The organism is Nostoc sp. (assembly GCF_036919555.1).
Lineage (GTDB): Bacteria > Cyanobacteriota > Cyanobacteriia > Cyanobacteriales > Nostocaceae > Nostoc.
Genome location: NZ_JBALCS010000104.1, coordinates 45,722 through 67,147 on the forward strand (window position 1 = coordinate 45,722; position 21,426 = coordinate 67,147).

The window sequence follows — 21,426 nt, forward strand, 5'->3', positions numbered from 1 at the left end:
TACACATCAAAATAAATAATCAAGGAAAATTGCTATGTCCTTCAAAATTTTGGCTTTAGACGGTGGCGGTATTCGTGGAGTCATTGCAGCCCGAATACTTCAACAAGTAGAGCAAGAAATTATAAATCAGGGGAAAGGAAAGTTTTTACACGAATACTTTGACATGGTTGCTGGTACTTCTACTGGTTCAATATTAACAGGAGGTATTGGTCTTGGAAAAAACAGTGATGAACTAATTGAACTGTATAGAGATCGGGGGAAAGATATATTCCCGCAGCAGAGAAAAGACCGCTACAAAAACTTACCGCCGATCATAAAATCCATTTTGAATGTACTTTCACCACCTAAATATTCTCATGATGGAATTATTAGCGTCCTCAAGGATGCGTATAAATCCACAAGAATAAAGGATATTGAAAAACCGATTATTTTGATTCTTGCTTACGATACGCTATATCGTAATACAACCTTTTTTACAAATTGTCATCCCGATCTAGGAGACAGATGGTACGATGACTGTTATTTATGGGAGATATGTACCGCTTCTGCTTCAGCTCCTACTTTTTTCCCACCATATAAATTAGAACCTGTAGATAAAGAAAAATTTGGTGATTGGGAATTCCCACACATTGATGGAGGAGTTTCTGCTAACAACCCGTCTCTGGCAGCTTTGAGTCTAGTTATGAGGATTAGTCAGTCTTCAGTCTCTCCAACAATCAAGCAAAAATATAAACTGGATAATCTGCGATTGGAAGATATTTCTATCCTTTCTATTGGCACAGGTCAAACTGGTGAACCATATCAATATAAGCAAATAAGCAAATGGAGAGGCTTCGACTGGGCAAAAAATCTTACTAATATCTTTATGGAACCGACATCTGAGATTGGTAGTACAATTTCCCGACAAATCATGGGCGGATACGATTCTAAACGTTACTTACGTCTTCAGTTTGACTTAAATGAGACATTTAAACCCAAGCCAGAAGAAACTTATAAAGATCCTCGGATTGTATTACCTCCAGAAGATCGAAAAAACCGATTTACAGGGGAAAAAGTCAATCAAGAAATAGATAACGCTAGTTCTGAGGTTCTTCAGCAATTAATAGATACTACCTCTGCATTCATTGATCGAGGTCTGACGTATTATACCAGAGACGACTCCGGTTTTCCGATAAAAGAGGCGATCGCCTCTTTCATTAGAGATAACTAGTACTTTGTCAAGCTAGTAATAAAGGGTTTGTAGTAAGGACTTTAGTGCTTAGAAAATAAGGATTAAAGTCCTTAATTATTAGTTCACTAATAAAATCGGATTGGTAGAGGATAAAATATCTCGCATTTTATACATAATCAACGTATAAAATACGAGATATTTTTATTTAATATTTCCTTGATATCAGCGCTAATTACAGATGTAAATAGAAGGATTATTTGCTAAATAAAATTATTTAAACTTTTTTTTTTAAATCATAAACTAGTTTCTTCTTTTGTATAGATTGTGAACCTAACTTGGGAATACTAAGTGTAAGGAAAGTTAGACGACCGACTTCTACAGAACTTTATTGTTATTTAACTTTTCTCTACTAGCTTTCGCTGCTAAATAATCTCGATTGGATCTCTGAATGACAGTAGATAACTAATCTGGTTCAACCAAGCTGACTAAGTTCTGTAAAAACTCTCATTTAATCCAACAACAGTTTATTTACATTGGCACTGTTGCAATATATCTGCTGTTGAACAATTCTTTCATTTATTTTTGGTTTAGATAACAATGTTAGGGACTGACAATGGTGAGCGTGGTAGTGGCAGATAGGACGAGTGTAGAGTTCTTCCTCGACTATTTGTAGAAATTTTCTAGTGTTGTGATCAAAAAAGTGAAATTCCTTGTACTTACAGCAGAATTCAAGTATTTAAACCACATTTGTCGTCAGGGCACAGCATTGCTGTGCCCCTACCGCGTGGTCTATTTACCTGAAAATAGCTGTAAGTCAGGAGATGAGCTTAAATCGCGGCAATAACTTCGCTAATGGCACAATTGAATGGTATAAGTTCGACTTGACGAGTGCCCCCATGCCCATAAGTTAAACTCACACTTAAATAACTATCTGGCTTATAGGGCAATCGTTTTGCCCATTCAACTGCCACAATTCCTGAGATGACTTCAACACCTTCCCAGTAACTTTCTAAATTCAGGGCTGCAACTTCTTGTGGTTCTAAGCGATATAAATCCAGGTGGTAAAGGGGGAGGCGTCCTTCTGTATACTCATTAATCAGGGTGAAAGTAGGACTGACAATGGGTTCAGCAATTCCCAAACCCTTGCCAATACCTTGAACTAGGGTAGTTTTACCAGCACCTAAATCACCTTCTAGTAAAATTACACTGCCAGGGGTCAGGGATTCACCAAGAGTAATACCTAAACGTAGCGTCGCCTCTGTATCTGCAAGAAAAATTTTCATAATTAGTCATTGGGCATGGGGCATGAGGGATTGGTTATTCACAAATGACTAATGACTAATCACTACCTACCATGATGAGCTCTACCGTACCACCGCAATAACACTCGTGCTAATTTCTGCGGATTGTGACGTACAAAACCCGTTTCATCTTCATACAAAACATTAGCTGGAACAATCCTTCGCCCTAGCTGAGTTACGGCTTCTCTATCCAGGAAAACGGGATGGGAGTTTTGTTGGGCGTAGCGGATGAGTGATTGCTCCGAGGGGGATTTGTTGTGTATTAGCACAGCATCAAATAGCCGTCTTTGCCCACAAGCAGCATCAATTGCTCTGATGTGATCGGCAACAGTGTAGCCTTCAGTCTCTCCTGGTTGAGTCATGATATTGCAGATATAAATACGGGGGGCATCTGTTTGAGCGATCGCATCGGCAATTTCTGGTACTAATAAATTAGGGATCAGACTTGTATAAAGGCTACCTGGGCCAATAATGATGTAATCAGCTTCTTTAAGTGCCTTAATAGCTGCTGGCACCGCCGGAGGATTAGCTGGAATGCAGCCAATTTTAACAATTTTACCGCCAGCTTTGGGAATGCTAGACTCCCCATTAATGCGACGACCATCGGCTAATTCTGCCCAGAGGCGAACATCACTGAGAGTTGCTGGTAGTACCTGTCCCCGTACCGCTAGCACTTTGGAACTGGCTGCAACTGCTTGTTCTAAATCTCCAGTAATATCACTCATTGCCGTTAAAAACAAATTGCCAAAACTGTGACCCGTTAACCCATCTCCAGCCCGAAAACGGTATTGAAACAATTCTGTTAATAACTTTTCTTCATCTGCTAGTGCAGCCAAACAATTGCGGATATCCCCTGGTGGTAGCACTCCAAACTCTTCACGCAACCGCCCAGAAGATCCACCATCATCGGCGACAGTGACAATCGCAGTAATATTAGCGCTGTAGGTTTTCAGTCCCCTCAACAACGTAGAAAGTCCCGTACCACCACCAATTACTACTATTTTCGGGCCTCGGTACAATCGACGATGGGCGAGCAAGACATCGATGAGTTCTTCTCCACCTTCTGCTCTTAGTACCTTAGTAATTGAGCCTACGGTGCGAGTTTGCCCCCAAAGCACTAACAGCAAGCCGCCAAGCAGCACCAAAGGCCCACTGATATAGTTCGGTAAGAGGTTGGTGATTACTCCCAGGAAACCCCTAAACAACTCGATCATCCAAAAAATTGGGGTCAGCTTAATCCAAATAGCTAACCCCAAACTCGCTAGCAGTACACCTCCAACACTGATCAACAACCAACGTTTTACCGATAGTCCAGGGGATAACCATTTGAACCACTGGTTAACCCGATAGGAAGTACGAGAGCGCGACTGCTTTTGCAGGGCGTTGAGGGCTTGTCTGAGAAAACCAATTGACATACCTGATTTGGAGCAGTGCTACAAACAATAATTAACAGAAAATGTATACCACTTGGTTTAAAACACCAGGCGTGGAACTATTATATTTGTCAATCCCATTAGACTAAGAGCAAGTTGTGAAGATTGCCAATATTTCTAGTTAAACAATAGCCTGGCTTGGTAAAAGTGAATTTAATGGAAAAACGAATTTTAGGATTAGATCCAGGGCTGGCAATTTTAGGATTTGGGGCAATTACCTGCACACAAATTTCTCACAAGGTGCAAGAGACTACAGTAAATATGCTGGATTTTGGGGTAATCAGAACGTCAGCAGATGTAGAAATGGGGCAGCGCCTATGTACTTTGTTTGATGATTTACATACCCTGATGGAGGAGTTGCAACCGGATTTGGTGGCGATCGAGAAACTATTCTTCTATCGGATGTCAAGTACAATCGTCGTTGCACAGGCACGGGGTGTACTCATTTTGGTGTTGGGCCAGCGTCGTCTTCCCTACGTAGAGTTTACTCCCGCTCAAATTAAACAAGCTTTAACAGGTTATGGCAATGCTGATAAGTCAGAAGTGCAAGAGGCGGTGGCGCGGGAGTTAGATTTAGATGATATTCCCAAGCCAGATGATGCTGCGGATGCTTTGGCAGTAGCATTGACTGCTTGGTTTCAGGTGTAGGTTTGTAAAAAGAGAATAAAGTTGGAAACTGAATAATAAACTTGGAAACTAGAGAATAAAGTTGGAAATTTGCTACGGCATGGAAAGCGATCGCATATTCAGGAATGTTTTGGCTATTTATAGCCAAAACATCACCTTTTGAAAAGCTACGCGCCGCTAAACTAGCAGCAACTCGACTAACGGAAAAACGAGATTGGATAATGCTGAGATAATTGGGAGGCGATGTCTACGACGGGCTACGCCTACACGCTGGATACTATAACCTACGTCGAAAGTACCTTGCGAGGTATTGAACTATACTCTTTTTGGGAGATGAATCCCTCTTTAAGGGTGAGTATAAAGTTAATTAGAAATCCTAAAAGAGGTTCAAGGAATGGCTACAAATACAGGTAACGGACAGTCTCAAGAACCAATTAGCAACTTGGAGTATGATTTTGTCACCGTTTTGCACAATAAGGCTGAAGCCGTTAAGGCTTACGATACCTACATCAAAGATGCAGAGCAAGTAGGTTCTCAGCCTTGTGTAGAGTTGTTCCAAAAATTGCGCCAATCTGATATTGAGCAAGCACAAGAGGTTCGCCGACATCTACAAGAAGTGATGCAACACGGTAAGATGTAATCCAGGTTTTTAAGGGCGATCGCTTCTGGTTTAGTAAAACTAGATACAAAAGAGGCGATCGCACTTCATGTAAAAAATTTTATTGACTGATATCTTACACACTTTGCTTAAGCAATATACAGCAGAGTATTTTCAAAGATAAAGCGCAATACTCAAGCAGCGCCTACTATCAGCCAGACTGATTCTGGGCTGCTTGCTGTATTTCCACCACTGTCAAATCGAGAGCCACCGCCACTTGTTCCACACTCAACCCCAATACCAACAACCGGGGAATAGCTTCCAACTTAGCTTGCTGCCGACCTTCTTGCCGACCTTGTTGCCGACCTTGTTGCCGACCTTCTTGCCGACCTTGTTGCCGACCTTCTTGCCGACCTTGTTGCCGACCTTCTTCCAAGCCGTCTTCCTTGATTGATTGGTACATCCTTGTTTTTTTGAATTCATCGTCTATACCCAACATTTCTGCCAACTCCTCTCGGCTTAACCGGGTAAATTTGTACAATAGAATAGTCTCTATCAATTCTACAATTTGCTTGGTGGTAGCTTCATCTGCAAGTTGTTGCCTTGCTTGCAAAATCAATTCTCTACCTTTGTCAACGGCTGTCTCTTCTCTTTCGATAATTAATTTAACGATCGCAATTTGAAGTGAGTTCTCCCCCGTATCTAATTCATCTAGATAAATGCGTTGTACTTGTGAACTGTTTAGCAGCAACTGATACGGTAGTTGATCGTTGGGATCTAAACTTCGTTGGGGATAGATAACGACAGCACGCCAAAAATTTACTGATTCGTTTTGACGTAAGTAAAGAAAGATTTCGGCAAAGAAGCGTCTATAAAAAGTTAAGTCTAATTGAAACTAGACTTCAACAAAGTAGAGTGGTTGGTCTGTGGTTTCACTTGTAGGGATGAATACCCCATCAATCCTAAAAGCAGTTTCTTTTAGTTCGACTGAAACAAATTCATAGGCGTTGAAATTGACAGTCGTATCGCCAATTATTGCAAAAAATATGCTAGGGAAAGCTTGAAATAAGCTATAAAATATTTTGTCAGTTTGCACCTGGATTTAGTCAAGCGAAAATTGGATATTCAAAGTTTATCAAAAATAATGTATACGTGTTTGATTCTGACAATTCAGGTCATGTAAAAGTAAAAAAGTCCACGAAAAACCTAACCTCCTTGCCGATGCGGGAAGGGTGAAAATTCAAAGTCTCTCTCCTAAAAGGAGAGAGAAATAGAAGTGAGGTTTTCCAGATAACCTGAATTGTCAGGCGTCTGATTCAGCATTAAAAAAAAGCAGATGGGAATAACCATCTGCTTTAATAAAAAAATCCATCATTTCATTTACTTGGATACCAACTGATTAACTGGAGCAATCCCAGCCAAATCTAAAATTGGCGCGATCGCATCTTCACGCTTCACCGCCATCATGTGGACACCCTGACATAATTGCCGCACTATTTGCACTTGCTCGGCGGCAATTTTTATCCCTTCCTCAAAAGGGTCTTTGGCTTTTGCCAATCTGTCAATAATATGTTGGGGAATATTTACACCCGGAACACATCTATTAATAAACTGGGCATTTTTTGCCGATTTTAACAGAAAAATTCCTGCCAAAATCGGTTTTTTATAGCCAGCAGCAATGGTGTCCATAAACTTTTCTAGCAGCTCAAAATCGGTAATCAACTGACTTTGAAAAAACTGCGCTCCTGCTTCAATTTTGCGTTCAAATCGACTTTGCAAACCCGACCAACTTTTACATTGCGGATCTACTGCTGCACCAACAAATAAATCTAACGCTCCATCAGTCAAAGGTTTCTCATTGCAATCAACGCCTTGATTCATCTTCCGAATTAGTTGCAGCAGTCGCACAGCTTCCAAGTCAAACACAGCTTTGGCATCTGGATGATCGCCTGCTTTTACTGAGTCGCCAGTCAAAGCTAAAATGTTATGTATACCCAAGGCATGAGCGCCCATCAAATCAGCTTGTAAACCAATGCGGTTGCGATCGCGGCAAGCAACTTGACAAATCGGCTCTATACCGTTTTGTGACAAAATCACCGATGCCATTAACGAAGACATCCGTAACACGGCGCGGCTACCATCAGTAACATTGACAGCATGAACCCTTCCCTTAAGAGTCGCCGCCATTTGAATCATGTGCGCTGGATCTCCCCCTTTTGGTGGTGCTACCTCGGCAGTAACGAGAAATTCACCTGCTTGTACAGCTCTTTTGAAGGCTGTCCGGCTATGGGTGTGATGCATAAAATTAAGAATTTCAATTTCTTAAATGGTATAGCGAATCACACCTAAAAGGGAAAACTTATAGAGGAAGAGAGTAGCCTAAAGCAGATTTTACTTGTGATAAAGTTTGATTGGCGATCGCCCTAGCTTTCTCCCCTCCATCCCGCAACACAGATTCTAGATAGCCTTTGTCTGCCGTTATCACCTGATATTTTTCTTGGATTGGTTTCAGGGACTCAATAATTGTGTCTGTCAACAATGGCTTGAATTGTCCCCAGCCCATATCCTGACACTCAACTGCTACATCTTCCTTCGTTTTACCAGAAAGCAATGTATACAGCGTTAACAAATTATTACACTCTGGACGCGCGGGATCATCGAAAGTCAGCCCACGAATCGGATCGGTTTTACAACGCTTAATCTTGTATTGAATCTGTTCTGGTGATTCTAGCAAACTGATCCGGCTTAATTCTGAAGGATCAGACTTCGACATTTTGCGTGTACCGTCCGCCAAACTCATCACCCTTGCCCCTTCCTTACGAATCAAAGGATCTGGTAACTTCAGAACTGGTTGATCTGGTTTACCAAATTGGTGATTTAACCGAGCTGCAATATCCCGTGTCAATTCCAAGTGTTGCTTTTGGTCTTCACCCACTGGCACTTTATCCGCTTGGTAAAGCAAAATATCAGCCGCCATTAGCACAGGGTAATCCAACAAGCCTGCACTGACATTTTCTCCCTGTTTAACAGCCTTTTCTTTGAACTGGATCATATCTTGCAGCCAGTTTAGGGGTGTAATGCAGTTGAGCAACCAGGTGAGTTCACTGTGGGCCGAAACGTGGGATTGTACAAAAATGGTGGAGTGATTTAAATCAAGACCACAAGCTAGATAGAGAGCAGCAAGGGTGTAGGTATCAGCTGCCAACTGTGTTGGATCGTGTGGCACTGTAATCGCGTGCAAATCAGCCACAAAAAGGTAATTTTCGTATTCGCTCTGACTTTCTACCCAGTTGCGAATGGCTCCCAAGTAGTTACCTAGATGGTAATTGCCGGTTGGTTGAACTCCAGAAAGAACACGTTGCTTGCCCATAAATTCCAACTTAGTTATCTCAAATCCGCGTTATCTCAAGTGGCGATGTCTGGCGACAAGTCGGTTTGCGCTTAAGCAAAACTCATTTAATTTTGACACTTTCCAGCGCAACTCGCCGTTGAAATATTGGAGTCGATTCTCTCCGTTGCTAAGAGGTCATTTGAAAAGTCTAAAAGTATACTAAAAACCTCTCTCCGAAAGGTCGAGAGGTTTTGAAACCCCCATTCCCTTGTATGGAAGGCTACGGTGTACACACAAGTCGAAAAAAGCTCGATTTCTCATTGTTCTCTCGTTTATCTCGTTCCCATGCAGAGCATGGGAATGGCTGATTAGAGGCTCTACCTCCAGTCAGACATTGAGTCAGAGGCTCAATGAATGCATTCCCAGGCGGAGCCTGGGAACGAGAAAAGCCTGATCAAGCTAGGTTTTTAAGACTTGTGTGTACACAGTAGGTATGGAAGGGGGGTTAGGTTTGGGAGCTTTTGGTGTTAGCAATAATACTTTTCAACCATCCCCTAAAGCAACACTGAAAGTCAAACCTATCTTTGTGCAATCTCTTGGTGAACAGTGCTTCCAAGATGATAGCAAACATCAATTTACATAATTTTGTAATTCTCGATGATAGCGCAAGGAACAGACTTTTCTCCCGACCAATCGGTAAAGGTATCTTCATTTTTGTAATGCCTTGGCGTTTGCATAAGCAAGTGCCAAGCATCTTTGGCATCTAATAAATTTAAACGTTCAGGATAGTGTATCTTTAATAATTCTTGCACTAGGGGATAATAGTCAGAGTTTATTCCTGGAAAAATATGATGTTCTGTATGATAAGAAAAATTTAAATGCAATTTGTCAAATATTCGAGGAACACGCAGGGACATACTATTAATGAGTGGATCGTTGACGCTTGTCATCCGACAAAGCATATGATTTGTATAGACGTAAAATATTGCTCCAGCGTAACCAATCCCAATAGGCAGAAAGTAACTCAACACAATTTTTAAGAAATTAAATTGTAAATATACCAAGATACTCAAATGAATCATGACAATTACAAAAAGTTCACCTGCAATTAACCAACGTTCTTTAGTTTTGACTGTAAAGGCAGCAGGAACAAAACTCACAGATTCACGATTAAACAATAGCACAGAGGCCAAATTCCGAAGATTATGTGTTCCCCATGCGGTTGCCATTCCCACTATTAAACTAATGGGATTAACCTCCGCAGAAGGTACGCATACATTTTGAATCCATTTCCCCCAAGTTTTCGGCTGCTTGTATAAGTAATTGCGATCGGGATCTGCTAAAGAATTAGTTTTATTATGATGTTCTCGATTATGTACTGCTTTCCACAATGTGGGTGGCATCCACAACATCGCTAGCCCTAGCAAGCTAATAATTCTGAGTATACGGGAGTTTCTAATTACGCTACCGTGCATCAGATCATGGGAGCTAAATAGCAAGACGATAATACTATTGCCCATCACTATAGCTAAAGGCAAATAAAGCCATAAAAGATATAAATTCCAACGATCTAGATAAGATGCGATCGCCCAGCCTAAAATCAAAATTGCCCAATTAATTAATAGAATCACTAATTTACTTGGATCGGGGAGAAATACTTCCGCAGGAAGTAGGGGACGCAATGTTTTTGCATACTCTGCTTGGCGAATTAACTTTTGAGCGTTACTAACTTCCATAAATCGTATTTAAGTTTATTTAAGTTTTATTACAATAAAGAGGTTCAAAAATTAATTTTTACCCTATTTTTGCTATTCTTTGCTATTGATAGTATAATTGAATACTGAAAGTGAATTAGGAGTTTAAACATGGTTTCTCTCGATACACTACAGTCTCTAGAAAAGTATATACCTTTAGTAGGAGATATGAATATTAAAACCCCACTAGCATATACAGCAACGCGTGGGGCGGTAGAGGTAGTCAACACAATACAAATGGCGGTGGCCGAGGCTTATATCAATGGGTTAGAAGTTCCTGACTCAGTATTAGAATCGCTTTTTGATACTTGTATGCCGATCTTTTTTAAGTACTTCCCTGCTCTTTTAGCACCTTATGAATGGGTATTAAAAGAAACTGATCATCTTGCTGAAGGCCCACGGGATCTGATGAAAATTCAGTATGATTTGTCTCAAGGGATGCTGAATAAGATGTTGGGCGACGGAAAACTCATTTATCCTAAGTACAGCATGGGATTGTGGGAAAAAGGAGCATTGAACCTTGAGCAATCTCAGATAGATATGATTGATGATGTAATTCAGAAGTTAGACATTAAAGATGGAGAGAATATTTTAGATTTTGGCTGTGGTTGGGGATGTGTGCCAAATTACATTCTTTCCAAATTTCCCAATGTCAAATTTGTCGGTCTGAATTTGAGCCACGAGCAATGTGAATATATGCGCCAGAAAATGCAAGATCCTGAAAGCAACCTCAGTTCAGGCCGGTTCACGCTGTATGAAGGAGACTTAAATAATACAACATTTGAGACAAAATTTGATAAAATCCTTTCGATTGGCGTTTTTTGTCATGTTGGTAATTTAACTAACTCTTTTCAAAAATTAGCGAGTTTGCTGAAAGATAATGGCAAGGTTTTTATTCATATCATTACAGTTCGTACCCCGAATAATATATCCAGCGCTTTCACGCATAAATACATTTTTCCCCACGGCAGGTATTGGAACTACGATGCAGTTCCTAGCCGGAATAAAGACCTCAAAACAATTGAAAGATGGTATCTGAACGGTTCCAATTACTCTAAAACATTTGCCAAATGGCTAGATAATTTTGACAAAAATCAGGTAACAATCAAAGACTTGGATTATGGCATGGATTATGCCAAGTTTCGCCGGATATGGAGGTTTTATTTAATATGGTTTGTTCGGAATTTCGCTAGTTGCGATGGTGAATATAATGGGAACGGTCAGTACTTAATGGTTCATGCTTAATGGAGTAAGTTTAGCAGCATAGGCGTAGCCCGTCGTAGACATCGCTCTCCAGAAACCGCATTGGTTGTATGATTACCTCGTAGCATTGAGCTTTGGTGAACACTTCTTTAGCTTCCGTCATCAAGTGAAAGCGCAATTAGAAACACAACTAGAAACATTGAAGGAACAACAGCAAGTACAGGAGACGGAAAAAGCCAGTTATCAGTTATCACCTGTTAGTTGTGGGGATAAGTTCTAAGCGATCGCTTTTGTGGGTTTCTAAAAAAAGCGTGTCATGTTTGATATATCGTAGGCTATATGTCACACTAAAGCCGAGATCAATATCAAACAAAAAATGCAAGGAACCCAACTTTCTTTTTTTCCTAACGAGGAGAATCACTCTACTATAAAGCAAAAAAAATCCAAATTAGGACGTTATGAACGTATCAAAAGAGAATTAGATCAAAATGACTCCGATCCATACAAAATATTCATTGATGTTAATTCTGTACCCAATCAATCATCTAATTACACCTTTATGGATCTGTTTTGCGGAGCAGGGGGAATAACACAAGGACTAGTTCAAGCTGGATTTCAACCCTTAGCTAGCGTTGAAATCAACCCAATCGCTTCTGCTACCCATAAAAATAACTTTCCACAATGTCATCACTTTTGCGGAGATATCGAACAGTTTGATTCCCATAATTGCCTACAACAAATCGGCTTACCTGAAGTACATCTTGTTATAGGCGGGCCGCCATGTCAGGGTTTCTCGGTAGCAGGAAAACGTGACCATAAAGACCCCCGCAATCGTTTATTTTATGAATTTGTACGTGTTGTCTCAGAAATACGTCCTTGGTATGTTGTTATGGAAAACGTTCCAGGTATTTTGACTATCCAAAACGGAGATGTAAAAAAAGCAATTATTGAAGCTTTTGAATCTATTGGTTATCCTAATATATCTGTTGCAATTCTTGAATCTGCTGCCTATGGAGTGCCACAAATTCGACCAAGAGCTATCTTTATAGCTAACAGATTTGGAATGCCAAATCCCTACCCCAAGGCTAAGTTGTTACCTGAAGAATATAAATCTATTGAATCAGCTATTTCCGATTTACCAGCATATACCCCAATCCCAGAGATAAACCATCAGTGGACTAAACATTCACCTGAGTATATGGAACGAATTGCTAAAGTGCCTCCAGGTGGTTCTTTATATACAAAATACGTTGATGCTTTCAAGCGTCAATATCCTGGTAAACCAAGTATGACTGTTAAAGAGAATCACGGCGGTACTCATATTCATCCATATCTAAACCGTGTAATTTCAGCGCGTGAAATGGCAAGATTACAGACATTTCCAGATTCATTTATTTTTGAAGGTTCTATGAAAAAAGCTATGTGGCAAATTGGAAATGCTGTACCACCACGTTTAGCAGAATGCATTGGCTACGCGCTTATTCCTTATCTAACTGATATTGCTATTAACACTAAAAATAAAGTTGATGCTTGCCAAAATGATATCCTCTGATATCCTTTTCATAAAATGCCATCTTTATAGTGAAAAGTAACATCTAGGTAAGATTTTGAGGCTTTACTATGCTTGCGCTTAATATCAACCTGAATATTTTCCAAATCTTTGTAATTCGTTATATAGCGGTTATCGGTTGAGTGAGGTACAAGAACCCCACCCCCAACCCCCTCCCCGCAAGCGAAGAGGGGGCTATGATGTACCTCATGTGATTAGGAAATGCTATATCTATCGGGAGCATCTCAGTTTTGCAAATATACCAGATGAGAAACAAGATTCTTGTTCCCTCTCCTTACCAAGAAGAGGGTTGGGGTGAGGTTTTACAAGGCTTTTTACACTCATTGAGATGCTCCCTATCCCACATTTCGCACTTCAAAATGTCATACCTTAATACTTCAATAAAACTTCTACTTCTAGTCTTACTTCTCTGCTAAACCCACTTGTCCTCCAATTAACCCCAGAAATCCTGTTCCAAAGTGCTGAATCTCCAAAAAACTGGCTTGCTCTGGTGAGGTTTTGTAAATCCGAAATGTCTTCATAATTCCCAAAGTAGCAGCACTTTCTAGAGGACCAACAAAGTTAACATCTCGGTTGAGAAAATAAGTTTGATTAGCCCAATGAGCCATCTGATTTGCATTCAAAAAGTAGCAGCCTGCGTGAGGATTGAGGGCACGACAAAAAGTAATTAGTGTATTCAGAATTGTACCTTTGAGTTCCTGTTGCTCTTGCACATTTTGAAAGTGAGCAGTTACTCGTAAAGCCAAATCCCCATCAATGTAAGCTTTGTGAACCAAACCCAAACCGTAGGGGGAGACTTCATAACGATTTGGCTGGAGCAAGTTTAAGTCACCAGCTTGTTGGGTAAACCAGTTTAATTTTATAAAAAACCAAGGGTCATAGATAATTAGGTCATCTTCAAGAAAGCAGTAGTAATCATACTGGCCGAGACAACTTTGCAGAACAGCTTGACACTCAAACCCTAAAAGTAGAGGTTCGATATCAGTAGAATGATGCTTATATAAATGAGATGGTAAGGGAAGCTGATTCAGAAGATGATTATCTTGGGTTGTGCAAATAACAATATCTAGTTCGTGAGACTGCGGCTGATTAGCAGGGAAAGCAAGTCGTTGAGCAATGTTGATGATAGTTTGAGATTTGCCAAATAATTGATGTAAGGCAATAAGGCTTTTAGTTAACGCCTCCAAGCGCGGTTGTGGGTCTTTGCGCTGCGAAGCATGACGACCCTCACTGCTAGGTTTGAAAAAATGGGCAATGGTAAAAATAATTCGCATTGGGGCTATAGATTTATTCTTTGTAAATATCCTTATTTTTTTAGTTTTTGCCAATCAAAAAAGTTCAGTAGATCACAATTAAACTTCGGTAAACTAAACCCCAACTATTGAGCTAATTTCTGGCAAATCCTTTAGAAGGTGAGCGCTTTTTCAAGCTATTAGAACTTTTACCAGCGAACATCCATTGTAAATGCTGTGGTAACAGTTTTGCCAAATCATAACGCTTGATAATTGTCTCTCGCGCATTCGCCCGAATTGCGTTCATCTCTTGAGGATTGTTCAGCGCCTCTTCAACCCTATTAGCAATATTCTGAGGAGAAAAGAAATCTACCAGCAGTCCATTTACCCCATCCTGTACGACTTCCAAGACTGGCGCAGTCTTAGAAGCTATTAATAAACATCCTGCTGCCATTACTTCTAACATTGACCAGGATAAAACAAAAGGACGGGTTAAATAAATATGAGCAGAAGAAGCTTGCAAAACCTGAAGGTATTCATTATAAGGAAGCCTATCTGTAAAGTGCAATCTCGATAAATCCAAAGATAATTTTTCTAGCATTAATTGTTTATAAGTCTGACCATCAGGGAGATTTTTACCATAAGCAACCCGATCTTCGCCCACAACTACCACATGGCACTTAGGTCTTCGCTGCTGAAGTAGGGCCACCGCTTCCATAAACTGCGGAAAACCTCTATAAGGTTCCATTCCCCGTCCCACATAAGTTACCAACTCTTCCACATGGGAAAGATCAAGATTTCTTCTTGGTAAAACTAACTTTGCGCCTGGTTTGGGAGCAAAAAATTTGGTATCAATACCATCATGAAGTACAGTGATTTTGTGATGATATTCTTTAGGAAACTGCTGCCGTTGCCAATTGGTCGGAGAAAGACCGCGATCGCAGCTATATAAATCAGTCAAAATCGGCGCATTTTTCACGCGGATGCGGCATTGATCATCAGCATTAAGTGGTTCATTGGGATCAAAATCTGCATCCGAACCGTAAGCATGGTAAAACCACTCGAAATAACACAATAATTCGGCTTTGGGGAAAACATCTTTCATAAATAAAGTTGGCCCCCAACCAGAATGACCATAAACTATATCTGGAAAGAAACCTTCGGCTTTTAATTTTTCTGCCACCCGATAGACAGCCTGCGCGGTGAGAACAGCATTTTCTAGGTTGCGAACATAGTGGTGCGTTTGGGGAGCAGCTTCACGAGAAGGAGTGTAAATAGCCTTATAAACGCCAGATATTTCCCCTTCACGACGATTTGTCCCAAAGACGACTTTGTGATTCTTATCCTTACCTAAAACTGTCGCTAGATTGCGAAATTGCGAGGGAAAATTGGGATGTAAAAATAAAATCTGCATCGGAATAATCTTGATTAACTTATTGCCAGATAAAATAAATTAAGACAAGCTTTTCCAGATTATAAGATTATTTCCCTGATTTTTGGCAAATAAATTTAGGTGAATTGTTGACGCGAAATGCCAAAATAATCGCAAATTCGTGTTATGACCATGAAATTTATTGGCATTGATTTAGGCTGGAAATCGCAACCAAGTGGATTATGCTGCTTAGAATGGATAGATGGACAACTACAACTACTTGATTTAGATCGCAAAGAAGCCATTGCAGACATCCTCACCTGGATCGATCTGAGGGTACAACCAGACGAACCAGCGATCATTGCCGTAGATGCACCTACACACCGTAGCCTTAGTAAGGAGAGGGAAGCCGGAGGCAGGGTGAGGTTTTATATTTAATTTGACCCACTTACTTATCAGTAAATACTTCTGATAATAGATGACTTTTTGTTCGGGAAAGGGATAATGCTGAAAGACCTAATTTTCTCTGATTAATTACTGACTAGGAGATTATTTTATGAAAACCAGAAAGCTAGGCAAACAAGGCTTGGAAGTTTCAAATATTGGACTTGGTTGCATGGGAATGTCTGAGTTTTATAGTGGTCGTGATGAAATTGAGGCGATCGCTACTATCCATCGGGCATTAGAACTTGGGCTAAATTTCCTTGATACTGCTGATATGTATGGGCCGTTTACCAATGAAGAACTATTAGGCAGAGCAATTAAAGATCGCCGAGATCAAGTAGTATTAGCAACCAAGTTTGGCAATGTCCGCACTGAAGACGGCGGTTGGAAAGGGATTAGTGGCAAACCAGAATATGTCCACACAGCTTGCGATGCCTCGCTAAAACGCCTGGGAGTTGAAGTGATTGATCTCTATTATCAACATCGTGTAGATTCAACCGTACCCATTGAAGATACTGTCGGGGCAATGGCAGAGTTAGTCAAGCTTGGAAAAGTGCGCTATCTAGGGCTTTCCGAAGCTGCTCCTGCCACGATTCGACGGGCTGTAGCAGTTCACCCCATTACTGCACTGCAAACAGAATACTCTCTTTGGACTCGCGACCCAGAGGATGAAATTTTACCTATTGTGCGGGAATTAGGAATTGGGTTTGTTTCCTATAGCCCATTAGGAAGAGGGTTTTTATCAGGCGCAATCACCAGCCCTGATGATCTTGCACCTGATGACTATCGAAGAAATTCTCCTCGCTTTCAAGGTGAGAATTTTTATAAGAACCTGCAATTAGTAGAGCAAGTCAAGGCAATTGCCGCCGAAAAAGGAGTAACTTCTAGTCAGCTTGCACTAGCATGGCTTTTGGCTCAAGGAGAAGATATTGTGCCAATTCCTGGTACAAAACGCCGTACTTATTTGGAGGAGAATATTGCAGCTACCGAAATCACCCTGACTGAACAAGAGTTGAATCGAATTGAAGCAGTTGCCCCAAAAGATATAGCAGCAGGTGAGCGCTACCCTGACATGAGTACTCTTAACCGTTGATCCATCTGAGTGCTGGAGTATTTTTTCTGATTCTGCTTTTGATGAGTGTAAACATTGCTCCCCTTTTCCTCTATAAAGGGCGGCATATTCGGGTGATTTGTCTTTTCGTCCTAGCTTAAAGGCTGGGGCGATCGCTCCTCTTTTCCTTTCACCGTGCCAATTTTAGATTTTATATTTTAAATTAACGCTGCGCTATCTGCTAGTTGGACTCTAATTCATGGCTTTATTCTGACTACTGACTCCTGAATACTGTTTTGATAACTATAGATGATACTTATGGCATAAATCTTCTGATAGAGAGACGATCACAAGATGAAATTGTATTCTATTAACAATGTCATTTTGAGAAAAATGCTTCTCATAAAAAGTAGTTTTCTATAAAGAATTGAAGTCAAGAGAATTACTCAATATTATTACTCAACAAAAACAGAATGGAGTAAACAAATGAAGTTTGTTCTAAGACGCCGCAGGTTCGGTAAATTGATGATTGTCAGCACAGTAGCAGCTACGATCGCTAATTTTGCAGAGAAAACTGTAGCACAAACTCAAGTCAAAAAAACTACTCCAATGCTGGAAACTTCGACACCTGAGACTATGAAGGTGACACTGCAAGTGAACGGAACAGCACATAGTTTGCAGATTGAACCGCGTGTTACCTTACTTGATGCACTGCGGGAATACATGGGATTAATTGGTACTAAAAAAGGTTGCGATCACGGTCAGTGCGGTGCTTGTACGGTGCTGGTTGATGGGCAACGGATTAATTCATGCCTGACATTTGCGATTATGCACACCGATGCCGCGATCGCAACTATTGAAGGGCTGGAGCAAGGAAACAATCTGCACCCGATGCAAGCCGCGTTTGTTGCCCACGATGCGTTTCAGTGCGGCTACTGCACACCGGGACAGATTTGTTCGGCGGTGGGTTTGGTGAATGAGGGACACGCTAAGTCAGATGCCGACATTCGTGAACTGATGAGCGGCAATATCTGCCGTTGTGGGGCTTATCCAAATATCGTGGCTGCTGTTCGCGATGTCTTAGAGGGGAAAAAAGATGCAGCCGTTTAGCTATCAGAAAATAGGAAAAGTAGACAATGCCGTGACATCGGTCGCTCCAGAGGTGGAAGCTGCTTACTTGGCAGGGGGTACAAGCTTAATTGATTTGATGAAGCTGAATGTACAGACCCCAAAACAGTTGGTTGATATCAACCCCCTACCGCTAACTCAAGTGGAAGTGCAGGGTAACAGTGTGCGGATTGGGGCAATGGCACGCAATAGCGACGTTGCTTATAATCCCATAATTCAGGAGCGTTATCCGGTGCTGTCGGAGGCGTTGCTATCTGGGGCATCACCGCAACTGCGAAACATGGCGACAGTAGGCGGAAATTTGCTGCAACGTACCCGTTGTTACTACTTCCGCGACACAGCTTTCCCCTGCAATAAGCGCGTTCCTGGTTCAGGTTGTCCGGCAATCGAGGGTTACAACCGCATTCACGCGATTTTCGGCGGTAGCGATCGCTGCATTGCCACACATCCTTCCGATATGGCGGTGGCAATGATCGCACTTGATGCAGTTGTGCAAACACGCTCTCCGAATGGAGAGCGCAGTATTCCCCTCGCCGATTTTCATCTTCTACCAGGCGATACACCCGAACGGGAGACAGTTTTACAACACGGAGAGTTAATAGTTGCCGTTGACTTACCTGCTTCAACCTTTGCCAAGCGATCGCACTATTTAAAAGTCCGCGATCGCGCCTCCTATGCCTTTGCGATGACATCGGTTGCGGCGGCATTAGATATTCAAAATGGGATTATTCGCTCGGCACGCATTGCCTTGGGTGGTGTGGGAACAAAGCCCTGGCGTGCCTATGAGGCGGAAAAAGCGCTTTTGAGCAAACCCGCAAATGAGGTAACATTTCTTGCAGCAGCATCAGTTGCGATCGCTGGAGCTAAACCTCAAAAATACAACGGGTTTAAGGTCGAACTGGCTAAACGCACAATTGTTAAGGCGCTGACAACCGTCGGAGGGATGGCATGAATACAGGGGATACAAATACAGTTGTCGGCAAACCGCTAAATCGAGTCGATGGACATCTAAAGGTGACGGGTGGCGCCCGCTATTCGGCGGAGTTTCCGATCGCAAAAATGACTTATGGAGTCACGATTCAAAGCACGATCGCTAAAGGTAAAATCGCCCAAATCGATACAAAGGCCGCAGAGCAAGTACCGGGTGTATTAGCAGTAATTACCCACCTGAACGCACCCAAGGCATCTGGTGAAAAGGGCGGCGGTCGCAAGCTGCAAGTGCTACAAGATAACGTTGTCCTATATAGTGGTCAGCACATTGGTGTCGTTGTTGCCGATACCTTTGAACGAGCTATGTATGCTGCTTCTCTGGTGCAAGTTCGCTATGACGAAGAGAAACCGACGATCAATATGCGGGACAATCTCGCTAAGGCATACTTGCCTAAAGGTAAAATCCCCAAAGACGAGCCGCCCGATTCAGCGCACGGCAATGTCAACCAGGGACTAGCGACTGCTGCTGTCCGCGTCGAGCAAACCTATACTACACCGATCGAAAATCACAATCCAATGGAGCCTCATGCCACAAGCGCAGTTTGGCAAGGCGATCAATTGCTGCTGTATGACGCAACTCAGGGAATCTTTTCCACTCAACAAAAAGTTGCAGGGGTATTAGGAATTGAGCCAGAGAAAGTCCGGATTATGTCTTACTTTATTGGCGGTGGCTTCGGTTGCAAAGGGTCGGCTTGGTCGCATGTGCCTCTAGCGGCGATCGCAGCCCGACAAGTTAATCGCCCAGTGAAATTAGTTCTGGGACGGATACAGATGTATGGGCCTGTCGGCTTCCGACCAGAGACAATTCAACAAGTTTCTCTCGGTGCAACCCGCGAGGGCAAATTGACCGCTCTGCGACACGCGGGGACTTCACAAACTTCAACTTTCGATGAATTTATCGAACCTGTTGCTAAAAGCGCCCGGATGATCTACGCTTGCCCGAATATCGAAACCAGCCACCGTCTGGTTAAACTCGATCAAGGAACACCAACCTTTATGCGTGCCCCAGGCGAAGCTTCTGGGTCCTTTGCCTTAGAATCGGCAATGGACGAACTGGCTTATGCGCTGAATATCGATCCGGTGGAACTGCGTCTGCGTAACCATGCTGATGTCGATCCCAGCAAAGGACTGCCCTGGTCGAGCAAGTCACTCATACAATGTTACAAATTAGGGGCAGAAAAGTTTGGCTGGCAGAAGCGCAATCCCAAGCCCCGTTCGATGCGAGACGGTAACTATTTGATCGGTTGGGGTATGGCGACAGCTACTTATCCGACCAACCGTTCTCCAGCATCGGCGATCGCTCAAATTATGGCAGACGGTACAGCCGTTGTGCAGAGCGGCTCACAAGATATTGGTACGGGAACTTATACTGTAATGACTCAAGTCGCAGCTGAAGCACTCGGTCTACCAGTTAACAAAGTTCGCTTTGAACTAGGCGATACTAAGATGCCAGAAACCCCCGTTTCCGGTGGTTCGCAAACTGCCGCCAGTGTCAGTTCGGCGGTGCATTTAGCAGGAAATCAAGCTCGCAGTCAGCTTTTGCAACTAGCACTTGCCGATCAAAAATCGCCGCTTTATAGTTCAAACGCTGAGGATGTGATTGCCCAAGATGGCAGCTTTTTCTTAAAAAACAAATCGTCAGCAAGCGAAACTTATGAGGCAATCTTGGCACGGCATGGAATGAAAATGATCGAAGCGCGTGCAGATGCCAAGCCGGGAGAGGAACAAAAGAAGTTCTCAATGCACGCATTTGGAGCGCAGTTTGCCGAAGTCCGCGTTGACCCTGACTTGGGCGAAGTGCGAGTAACGCGCTGGGTGGGAACTTTTGGCGTGGGACGCATACTCAATGCGAAAACAGCTAACAGTCAACTGATCGGTGGAATTATCTATGGTATTGGCATGGCGTTAATGGAACAGACGCTAACAGACCCTCATCGGGGACGCGTTGTCAATCATGATTTAGCTGAGTATCACGTACCAGTGAATGCAGACGTTCCTGATATTGAGGTGCTGTTCGTTGATGAACACGATCCACATATTAACCCGCTTGGTGTCAAAGGAATTGGTGAAATTGGGATTACTGGAAGTGCGGCGGCGATCGCTAACGCTGTTTATCATGCCACAGGTAAGCGCATCCGCGATTTGCCAATTACATTAGACAAACTTTTGTAGAGAGATTTGCGATCGCCAAAACGTTAACTAGCGATACCTGCGGTGGGCT

18 protein-coding genes and 2 pseudogenes are annotated in these 21,426 nt (G+C 42.2%); 12 read left to right on the forward strand and 8 right to left on the reverse strand.

The genetic code is table 11. From position 1 onward, the window contains the following. Nucleotides 1-34 precede the first annotated feature (34 nt). Nucleotides 35-1,210, forward strand: a complete 1,176-nt coding sequence (locus V7K36_RS29135; protein ID WP_335121140.1) for a patatin-like phospholipase family protein — start codon at nt 35-37, stop codon at nt 1,208-1,210. A 788-nt stretch (nt 1,211-1,998) separates the two neighbouring features. Here V7K36_RS29135 and tsaE read toward each other — a convergent pair. Then, complete coding sequence (gene tsaE, locus V7K36_RS29140; RefSeq protein ID WP_335121141.1) at nt 1,999-2,454, reverse strand: tRNA (adenosine(37)-N6)-threonylcarbamoyltransferase complex ATPase subunit type 1 TsaE; 456 nt, start codon at nt 2,452-2,454, stop codon at nt 1,999-2,001. Nucleotides 2,455-2,516: 62 nt separating this feature from the next. Beyond that, nucleotides 2,517-3,887 carry a gluconeogenesis factor YvcK family protein gene (locus V7K36_RS29145; protein WP_335121142.1) on the reverse strand — a complete coding sequence of 457 codons (1,371 nt, stop codon included), beginning with the start codon at nt 3,885-3,887 and terminating at the stop codon, nt 2,517-2,519. Nucleotides 3,888-4,061: 174 nt separating this feature from the next. Here V7K36_RS29145 and ruvC point away from each other — a divergent pair, with 174 nt between their 5' ends. Beyond that, nucleotides 4,062-4,553: a crossover junction endodeoxyribonuclease RuvC gene (gene ruvC, locus V7K36_RS29150; RefSeq protein WP_334833348.1), complete on the forward strand. Its 492-nt coding sequence runs from the start codon at nt 4,062-4,064 to the stop codon at nt 4,551-4,553. Between the two features lie 373 nt (nt 4,554-4,926). Beyond that, nucleotides 4,927-5,172 (forward strand): hypothetical protein, encoded by a 246-nt coding sequence (locus V7K36_RS29155; RefSeq protein ID WP_335121143.1) that lies wholly within the window; start codon nt 4,927-4,929, stop codon nt 5,170-5,172. A 169-nt stretch (nt 5,173-5,341) separates the two neighbouring features. Here the strand turns inward: V7K36_RS29155 and V7K36_RS29160 are convergent. The 3 genes and pseudogenes from V7K36_RS29160 to trpS all read right to left on the reverse strand — a co-directional run bounded on the left by V7K36_RS29160 (nt 5,342) and on the right by trpS (nt 8,500). Then, nucleotides 5,342-6,226: pseudogene (locus tag V7K36_RS29160) on the reverse strand (Rpn family recombination-promoting nuclease/putative transposase). A gap of 284 nt (nt 6,227-6,510) precedes the next feature. Then, complete coding sequence (locus V7K36_RS29165) at nt 6,511-7,431, reverse strand: methylenetetrahydrofolate reductase (RefSeq protein WP_335121144.1); 921 nt, start codon at nt 7,429-7,431, stop codon at nt 6,511-6,513. A 58-nt stretch (nt 7,432-7,489) separates the two neighbouring features. After that, nucleotides 7,490-8,500 (reverse strand): tryptophan--tRNA ligase, encoded by a 1,011-nt coding sequence (gene trpS / locus V7K36_RS29170; RefSeq protein ID WP_335121145.1) that lies wholly within the window; start codon nt 8,498-8,500, stop codon nt 7,490-7,492. Nucleotides 8,501-8,954: 454 nt separating this feature from the next. On the opposite strand from trpS, the gene V7K36_RS29175 reads away from it, so the two are divergent. Then, complete coding sequence (locus tag V7K36_RS29175) at nt 8,955-9,104, forward strand: hypothetical protein (protein WP_335121146.1); 150 nt, start codon at nt 8,955-8,957, stop codon at nt 9,102-9,104. On the opposite strand, the gene V7K36_RS29180 is transcribed toward V7K36_RS29175, so the two are convergent. After that, the gene (locus tag V7K36_RS29180; protein ID WP_335121147.1) at nt 9,097-10,197 is read right to left on the reverse strand and encodes a fatty acid desaturase family protein; all 1,101 of its coding nucleotides are present in this window, start codon (nt 10,195-10,197) and stop codon (nt 9,097-9,099) included. The genes V7K36_RS29175 and V7K36_RS29180 overlap by 8 nt on opposite strands. A 129-nt stretch (nt 10,198-10,326) precedes the next feature. Between V7K36_RS29180 and V7K36_RS29185 the strand changes: the two genes are divergently transcribed. The 3 genes from V7K36_RS29185 (at nt 10,327) to V7K36_RS29195 (ending at nt 12,970) form a co-directional block, all read left to right on the forward strand. Next, nucleotides 10,327-11,460 (forward strand): SAM-dependent methyltransferase, encoded by a 1,134-nt coding sequence (locus tag V7K36_RS29185; protein ID WP_335121148.1) that lies wholly within the window; start codon nt 10,327-10,329, stop codon nt 11,458-11,460. A gap of 64 nt (nt 11,461-11,524) precedes the next feature. Continuing rightward, complete coding sequence (locus tag V7K36_RS29190) at nt 11,525-11,698, forward strand: hypothetical protein (RefSeq protein WP_335121149.1); 174 nt, start codon at nt 11,525-11,527, stop codon at nt 11,696-11,698. Between the two features lie 96 nt (nt 11,699-11,794). Then, nucleotides 11,795-12,970, forward strand: a complete 1,176-nt coding sequence (locus V7K36_RS29195) for a DNA cytosine methyltransferase (protein ID WP_335121150.1) — start codon at nt 11,795-11,797, stop codon at nt 12,968-12,970. A 419-nt stretch (nt 12,971-13,389) separates the two neighbouring features. On the opposite strand, the gene V7K36_RS29200 is transcribed toward V7K36_RS29195, so the two are convergent. Both V7K36_RS29200 and V7K36_RS29205 read right to left on the reverse strand, forming a co-directional pair. Continuing rightward, nucleotides 13,390-14,262: a calcium-binding protein gene (locus V7K36_RS29200; protein WP_335121151.1), complete on the reverse strand. Its 873-nt coding sequence runs from the start codon at nt 14,260-14,262 to the stop codon at nt 13,390-13,392. Between the two features lie 112 nt (nt 14,263-14,374). Continuing rightward, on the reverse strand, nt 14,375-15,634 hold the full coding sequence (locus V7K36_RS29205; RefSeq protein WP_335121152.1) for a glycosyltransferase family 4 protein: 1,260 nt from the start codon (nt 15,632-15,634) through the stop codon (nt 14,375-14,377). Between the two features lie 150 nt (nt 15,635-15,784). Here V7K36_RS29205 and V7K36_RS29210 point away from each other — a divergent pair. The 5 genes and pseudogenes from V7K36_RS29210 to V7K36_RS29230 form a co-directional block, all read left to right on the forward strand. Further along, nucleotides 15,785-15,973 (forward strand): annotated as a pseudogene (locus V7K36_RS29210) (DUF429 domain-containing protein); the annotation flags it as partial. 175 nt (nt 15,974-16,148) lie between these two features. After that, nucleotides 16,149-17,129, forward strand: coding sequence for an aldo/keto reductase (locus V7K36_RS29215; protein WP_335121153.1), 981 nt, complete (start codon nt 16,149-16,151; stop codon nt 17,127-17,129). Between the two features lie 444 nt (nt 17,130-17,573). After that, complete coding sequence (locus V7K36_RS29220; protein WP_335121154.1) at nt 17,574-18,197, forward strand: (2Fe-2S)-binding protein; 624 nt, start codon at nt 17,574-17,576, stop codon at nt 18,195-18,197. Beyond that, nucleotides 18,184-19,167 carry an FAD binding domain-containing protein gene (locus tag V7K36_RS29225; protein ID WP_335121155.1) on the forward strand — a complete coding sequence of 328 codons (984 nt, stop codon included), beginning with the start codon at nt 18,184-18,186 and terminating at the stop codon, nt 19,165-19,167. Before V7K36_RS29220 ends, V7K36_RS29225 begins: the two co-directional genes overlap by 14 nt. After that, nucleotides 19,164-21,377, forward strand: a complete 2,214-nt coding sequence (locus V7K36_RS29230; RefSeq protein WP_335121156.1) for a xanthine dehydrogenase family protein molybdopterin-binding subunit — start codon at nt 19,164-19,166, stop codon at nt 21,375-21,377. The genes V7K36_RS29225 and V7K36_RS29230 overlap by 4 nt, the downstream gene beginning before the upstream one ends. Nucleotides 21,378-21,426 lie beyond the last annotated feature (49 nt).

Bases quoted from the DNA above. Each gene is read 5' to 3' on its own strand.
- V7K36_RS29145 (WP_335121142.1), bottom strand. From the start codon at position 3,887: ATGTCAATTGGTTTTCTCAGACAAGCCCTCAACGCCCTGCAAAAGCAG.
- tsaE (WP_335121141.1), bottom strand. From the start codon at position 2,454: ATGAAAATTTTTCTTGCAGATACAGAGGCGACGCTACGTTTAGGTATT.
- V7K36_RS29185 (WP_335121148.1), top strand. From the start codon at position 10,327: ATGGTTTCTCTCGATACACTACAGTCTCTAGAAAAGTATATACCTTTA.
- V7K36_RS29200 (WP_335121151.1), bottom strand. From the start codon at position 14,262: ATGCGAATTATTTTTACCATTGCCCATTTTTTCAAACCTAGCAGTGAG.
- V7K36_RS29180 (WP_335121147.1), bottom strand. From the start codon at position 10,197: ATGGAAGTTAGTAACGCTCAAAAGTTAATTCGCCAAGCAGAGTATGCA.
- V7K36_RS29165 (WP_335121144.1), bottom strand. From the start codon at position 7,431: ATGCATCACACCCATAGCCGGACAGCCTTCAAAAGAGCTGTACAAGCA.
- V7K36_RS29225 (WP_335121155.1), top strand. From the start codon at position 18,184: ATGCAGCCGTTTAGCTATCAGAAAATAGGAAAAGTAGACAATGCCGTG.
- V7K36_RS29205 (WP_335121152.1), bottom strand. From the start codon at position 15,634: ATGCAGATTTTATTTTTACATCCCAATTTTCCCTCGCAATTTCGCAAT.
- V7K36_RS29195 (WP_335121150.1), top strand. From the start codon at position 11,795: ATGCAAGGAACCCAACTTTCTTTTTTTCCTAACGAGGAGAATCACTCT.
- V7K36_RS29175 (WP_335121146.1), top strand. From the start codon at position 8,955: ATGGAAGGGGGGTTAGGTTTGGGAGCTTTTGGTGTTAGCAATAATACT.
- ruvC (WP_334833348.1), top strand. From the start codon at position 4,062: ATGGAAAAACGAATTTTAGGATTAGATCCAGGGCTGGCAATTTTAGGA.
- trpS (WP_335121145.1), bottom strand. From the start codon at position 8,500: ATGGGCAAGCAACGTGTTCTTTCTGGAGTTCAACCAACCGGCAATTAC.
- V7K36_RS29220 (WP_335121154.1), top strand. From the start codon at position 17,574: ATGAAGTTTGTTCTAAGACGCCGCAGGTTCGGTAAATTGATGATTGTC.
- V7K36_RS29230 (WP_335121156.1), top strand. From the start codon at position 19,164: ATGAATACAGGGGATACAAATACAGTTGTCGGCAAACCGCTAAATCGA.
- V7K36_RS29135 (WP_335121140.1), top strand. From the start codon at position 35: ATGTCCTTCAAAATTTTGGCTTTAGACGGTGGCGGTATTCGTGGAGTC.
- V7K36_RS29215 (WP_335121153.1), top strand. From the start codon at position 16,149: ATGAAAACCAGAAAGCTAGGCAAACAAGGCTTGGAAGTTTCAAATATT.
- V7K36_RS29155 (WP_335121143.1), top strand. From the start codon at position 4,927: ATGGCTACAAATACAGGTAACGGACAGTCTCAAGAACCAATTAGCAAC.